We start from the raw sequence: 5,870 nt of genomic DNA, 5'->3' as shown, positions 1-5,870 counted from the left end.
GTCACACCGCCGCGTAGGCGGCCATGTCAGTAGCCGCGGGGCGCGGCTGGTCCGAATCTTCGGATCAAGGGGGTTCGGCTCCTCCCGCAACCGGACACCGCAGAGCTGATTCGACCGCCGCGCGTTGGCCCCGGAGCATGTCGGCGTCCTTGCGGTCGGTCCACTTCCGAAGTTCGGTCACCAGCGGTGGGGCACTGCGAAGCAGGACCAGTGCGGTGCCGAACGGGAGTGTGCGGATGGTCTCAGGCGGCATGATCGGCACCCGGCGTACGTGGGTGACGCCAGGCGCCACCACCGGCTGCCTTGCCCGCAGGACACAGTCGATCTGCTCCGGGTAGCGGCGCATCGTGGCCACGACGTGCGGGACGGTCGGTTCGAGCTGCTCCCACGACGGCAACGGCGCCATCCCATTGCGGCTGCCCGCTGCCCGGCCGGTCACCGGGCATCACCGGCGTAGAGCTGGGCGTCGAGGACCTCGGCGGCTTTTGCGGTACTGGGCGGCCAGCCAGTCATCTGCCAGGTGCAGGTATATCCGGGTGGGCTCGATCGAGGCGTGCCCCGCCTGGGCCTGGACCGCCTCGAGCGTTTCCTCCCACCGGCACGGCCCCGTCAAGACGCTTCTGCCGACCAGGGTTTTCCCTGTACCCCTGCAGCGCTGCCGGTCGCACGCTGGCTCCACCCGAGGCAACTGCCGAAGAAGGAGGCCAGGCATGAGGAACAAAGCGATGAAGTGGACGGTGGCGGCGGGGGCGGTTGCCGCCGTCGTCGGGTCGCTGGGCGTGATGGCGGCGTCCGGCCAAACCGAGACCGACAGGCGCCAGTCGGAGTCCGTGACAGGGGACGCGACCTGGGCCCCGACCGGCCAGGTGTTGTACGGCCGGGACCAGCTGTACGTAGCCGACGCGGACGGTTCCGGCGAGCATGCACTCGTCGTCGAGCCAGTCGCAGCGGGGGCGATTCTGCACGGGGACTGGTCGCCAGACGGTACGGAGGTTGCCTTCGAGATCCAGGGCGACGACGTGAGCGTCTGGACTGTCAACGCGGACGGTACGTCGCCCCAGTTACGCGCGGCCTGTACGCATGAACCCTGTTCGCAGATGGCCGAGCCCTCCTGGTCGCCTGACGGGAAGCAGCTCGTCGTCGTGCAGTACGACGCCAACGCAGACGGCACCTGGGGCAGAAGCTGGCTGGTGGTCGTCGACCTCGCGACCGGCGCCACCCGCAAGGTCGCGCGCACACCCGACGACCGGGCGTTCTACTTTCCACGGTGGTCCAACGACGGCCGACGGATCGTGGTCGAGGTCGACTACTACACCGACAACTCGCAGAGCGAGGCCACCGGGACCGCCGTGGCGATCGTCAGTGCGGAAGCGTCGCCCCAGCAGCGCGTGCGTGTGGTCACGTCCCCGGAGATGCTCGCCAATCACCCGGACTGGCACCCGTCGAAGAACGTCATCGTGTTCAGCACGAACGACCCGATCCTGTTCTCGGCGAGCTCCGACCCGTCAAACATCTGGGTGATGCGTCCTGACGGCCAGGGTATGCGTCAGCTGACGACCTCGTCGACGGACGGCACGCTGCGCTACGGAACGCCGTCCTGGTCACCTGACGGAAGCGGGATCGTGCTCATTGCGGCCTATGCCGAGGAGAACGGCGGATCCGTCACGGAGAAGCATCCTGCTTACCTCCCGGCCAACGGTGGCACTCCGAAGGTGCTCGCCGTGCGCGGTGCCGACCCCCGGCTGCGGCCCTAGAGTGACAGGTGGCGACGACGAGCGGGTGCGCCAGGAGGAGGTCCGCCATGGGGCACACCCCGTCCTCCCGGCGCACCCTGGCCGCCCGGGCGGCCAAGCGATCGGTGGCCGTGTCTGCCGTCCTTGCCATCGCGGTGGCCTGTGGCACCGAGGGACAGGGCGGCAAGGGTGGGTTGTCCCCGCGGGATACCCCGGTGTTCGGGTACGTCGAATGGTCCGCGGACTCCTACGGCTTCGCTCCAGGCGGCCCGGCATTCATCGACGCGGTTGCCGAGGACTCCGACGGCCTCCTCGCTCCCAGCGCACGCTCGATGTTCGGGCTCGGCCGCGAGGGACTCGTGAAGGCGGTCGTCGAAGGGCGCGTCGAGGGCGCATGGGTGCCATCGAGCGTTCTGGAGTCCCTGGGCGTCGGCAGGTTCGCCGCTCTCTCGGCCCCGCTCGCCATCACCACATCCGCCGCCGCCGCCGCCGTCACCGAGCCATCGGTGGCGCCGGAGTTCCTCGAAACCCTCGACGGTAGCGGCCTGACCGGCCTGGCACTGTTCGCGGGGCCCCTGGTCCGGCCCGCCGCCGCCGACGAGCCGTTGCTGGGCCCACCGAGCTGGCGGAGGGTGCACACGGGCGGGCTGAGCCCCGTGGAGGCCGAGACGGTCGCCGCCTTGGGCGGCACCGTCGGCGACCCGGGCTACAACGCCCAGCTGGTCAACCTCCCCCGGGCACTCCAAGAGGACATCGCGGTCATGTACCCGTACCTCACGGCCAACGTTGTCCTGACCGCGAGCCCTTGGGTCCTCGTGGTCAACTCCCAGTGGTTCGAGTCGCTGTCCGACCAGGAGCAGGACTGGCTGCGCGCGGGGGCAGAGGCCGGTCGGCTCGCGGCGATCCAGCGCCGCGGGAGCGAGGCCGACCTGGCCTCTCGCCTGTGCGCGGGCGGCGCCAGGTTCGCGGAAGCCTCGGCAGCCGAGCTGACCGCCTTGCATCTCAGGGTCGAGCCGGTCCTCCGTGAGATCGCCGCCAGTCCCGCGGACTCCGCGTTGCTCGACCTGGTGCGCTCGGTCGCCTCCGCAGCCTCCTCCGGACCTGTCGAGCCTCTGGCGGTGCCGAGGAGCTGCCGAGGAAAGGCCGCCCCGCGGGAGCAGGTGGACGACTATCCGCGAACGCCAGTGGCGATCGCGCCCGGGACTTACCGGGCGCACCTGTCCACGACTGACATCAGCGAGGCCGGCTTCAACAAGACGAGGGATGCCCAGGTCGTCACCCTGGTGATTAGCGAGGACGGCACGTACACCAGCACGTCCCGTTTCGACGATGACGGTTCCTCGATGATCTTCGAGTCCGGTCGCGTCTTCGGCTCCGGCGACAGGGCGTTCTTCGTCAACTCCCTGGCGAGCTTGCAGGCGCTGCGAAGGGACGGCGAGAACGCCTGCGACTGGACCGACGCGACACTCCATTGCATCACCAACTCAGCGCCGTACTCAGTCCGCTGGTCCGTCGACGAGAACGGTGCGCTCTCGTTCTCCGACCCCCGCGGGATGAACCCGGACCCAGTCAGCATCCTCAGCCTGGTGGCCAACCCGTTCCAGCCGGTCCGTTGAGCCCAGCACGGATTGCCCTCTGCGTGATCGGCGCGGTGCTGTCGTGGGGAGCCGTCAGGGCAGACGCCGCCGGTGGGCTCGGCGTGTTCACCGTGACGCTTGACGTCGTCACAGGTGTCGTCATCATCGTGCTCGCGTCGACTTCCCGACGGGTCCTGTGGGTCACGGCCTGGGGATTGGTCGGTCTCACCTGGCTGGCAGGCTCCATCGTGCCGGCCTTGGCCGACGCGCACCGAGGCGTGCTGGTCGTGACAATCGGCGGCCTAGTCATCCTCAATCGGCGGCCCGTTCCGACCGGGACCTGGCTCGTCCTGCTCGCGATCGGGTCCGCCCTGGTGTTTCCTGGTATCAGCCCGCTCGTCGCGGCTGTTCTCTTCGGCCTTGCCGCAGTGGTCGTGGCACGTCGGCGCGGTCCATGGCGAGCTGCGGCCGTCGGCTCCCTCCTGCTCTGCTCGGCGGCCGAGGTGGTGGTGGCGCTGACCCGCGAGGGGCTCGGTCCTCCACGCGAGGTGGCGTTCGCCGTCTACTCCGGTGCGATCGTCTGTGCCGTCGCGTGGATGACCTCGCGGACGAGACGATACGACCGTCTGCTCTCGACGATGTCACCGTCTCTCGAAGAGCTCGGGACCCGAGATCCTCACGCCTCACTGACGACGCTCCTGCGTAAGTCACTGCGCGACCCGACCGCGCGGGTCACCGCAGCGGACAGACCACCCATGAGCGGAGCCCGGGTCGTGGAGGTCGACGGCGCTCCTTGGGCGACGGTGGCGTCCTCCGCACCTTGGCTGACGGACGACCGGACGTGGGCGTCGGTGGCAGCGGTGGTTCGGCGGGTCGGCGACCACGAAGCGCTCTTGATGGCCGAGCGCTCCCGCGCAGCACAGCTGGCTGCGTCCCGCGTACGGCTCTTGGATGCAGTCGACCGGGAGCGGGCAGAGGTCGCCTCGGCCTTGCGTCACCATGTGGTCGCGCCCCTCGACGCGGCCGTCGACGAACTGGCCGCCTGGCCGAGTATCGCTGACGAGGTGCGCGGAGCCGCCTCAGACGTCGAGGCTGTGCTCGTCGGCACGTCTCCGGTCGCCCTCGGAGACGGCGGGCTGGTACTCGCCCTCAGGGCGCTCGCGGCTCGCAGCCCGGTGGCGGTCAGCCTAGGGATCCCGAGCTCCATGGCCGCCTCACGATCGGTCGAGGAGACGGCGTACGCTGCCTGCGCCGAGGCCGTGACCAACGCGCTCAAGCACGCCCGGGCGAAGCACATCGAGATCGAGGTCGAGGGTGAGAGCACCCTGACCTTGCGTGTCCGGGACGACGGGACCGGGGGTGCCGAATTCGCCGAGGGCGGGGGACTCGAAGGGCTCGCCGATCGGGTGGCGACGAGGGGAGGGGAGCTGCGCCTCTCGAGTGGACCGATCGGCACCACCGTCGAGGTGGTCCTCCCGGCGGCGCCCTCCCTGGCGCTCGGGGGTGCCCGATGACCCTCCCTGCGGTCGTGGTCGGCACGGGAGTCCTCGCCAGGGCGATCGTCATGGGTGCCGTGCTGCTGATGCTCTCGTGGTCGCTGGACCTCGGCTGGGTCCAGCGACCGGTTGGCGGCCTCGCTACACCAGGCTGGGAAGCCATCTGGATCCTTGCGGGCGTGACGGTCGTCGTGCTCGCGTTGATCGTCCCGGGCGCAGATGTCGGACGGGTCTGGCTGGTCGCGCTCGCGGTGGTGGGTTGGGTGGGCCCGCTGCTGGCCGCCGTACCAGGTGCATCACCTTCGCTGCGGATGGTCTCTCTGGCCGTGGCACCGGTCCTGCCAGCTGCCCTGGTCGCCCTGGTTCTGTACCGCGATCCCCGCACGCCCAGGTTTCCCCGCGCGCTGGTCGCGACCCTGGTGGGGTCAGCGATCTTCGCGCGGGGGGTCTTCTACGACCCGCTGCTGGACCCGGGTTGCTCCCGCTACTGCCTCCCCGGAAGCGGGTGGTGGACCTCGACCGACCAGCCCCGGACACGACTGGTACTCGCGGGCATCGTCACGATGTCAGTGCTCGCCTTGCTCGCAGGCCGGGCCATCTCAGGCTCCCCGTTGCGCCCATGGATGGCTGTCTCGGCGCTGACCGCCGCCGTGCTCGCCCTGGTGCCGTGGTGGGCGTCGTCCTGGCCGTCGCCAGCACGCGCCGACGACATCGTCGCCCTCGCCGTCCTCGCCGTCGCCGTACCGGTGGCCATTGTGGTTGGTACGGCCACCCTGCGGCGCTCGGCTGCTCGACGGATGGCCGAGTCGGTTCTCGCGGCCTCCCCTCTCCCCGACCAGCTGCGCGAGCTCGAGCAGGCAGACGACCTGACGCCCGCCCTGAGGCTGGCGATCGACAACGCAAGACTAGAGGCTGCGGCGCTCGATCAGATCGAAGAGCTTCGCCGCTCCCGCACCCGGATCGTGCAGGCCTCCGACGCTGAGCGTCGCCGACTGGGGGGCGAGCTCCAAGACACCGTGCAGCAGCGAGGGGTAGGCGCACTCCTGCAGGTCGCGATCGCCTCC

The 5,870-nt window shown here is 70.0% G+C and carries 3 protein-coding genes and 1 pseudogene; all 4 read left to right on the top strand.

Annotation, left to right across the window (positions count from 1 at the left end):
- The first annotated feature begins 725 nt into the window (after window positions 1-725).
- On the top strand, window positions 726-1,754 hold the full coding sequence (locus PLP61_RS14265; RefSeq protein WP_324503415.1) for a beta-propeller domain-containing protein: 1,029 nt from the start codon (window positions 726-728) through the stop codon (window positions 1,752-1,754).
- A gap of 47 nt (window positions 1,755-1,801) precedes the next feature.
- On the top strand, window positions 1,802-3,349 hold the full coding sequence (locus PLP61_RS14260) for a hypothetical protein (RefSeq protein WP_324503414.1): 1,548 nt from the start codon (window positions 1,802-1,804) through the stop codon (window positions 3,347-3,349).
- 23 nt (window positions 3,350-3,372) lie between these two features.
- Window positions 3,373-4,824, top strand: coding sequence for a sensor histidine kinase (locus tag PLP61_RS14255; RefSeq protein WP_324503413.1), 1,452 nt, complete (start codon window positions 3,373-3,375; stop codon window positions 4,822-4,824).
- Window positions 4,821-5,870: pseudogene (locus PLP61_RS14250) on the top strand (hypothetical protein); the annotation flags it as partial. The gene PLP61_RS14255 and the pseudogene PLP61_RS14250, both read left to right, overlap by 4 nt.

This window comes from Nocardioides sp. (genome assembly GCF_035429765.1).
Taxonomy (GTDB): Bacteria; Actinomycetota; Actinomycetes; order Propionibacteriales; family Nocardioidaceae; genus Nocardioides.
This window is presented reverse-complemented; position numbering and strand designations above follow the sequence as displayed.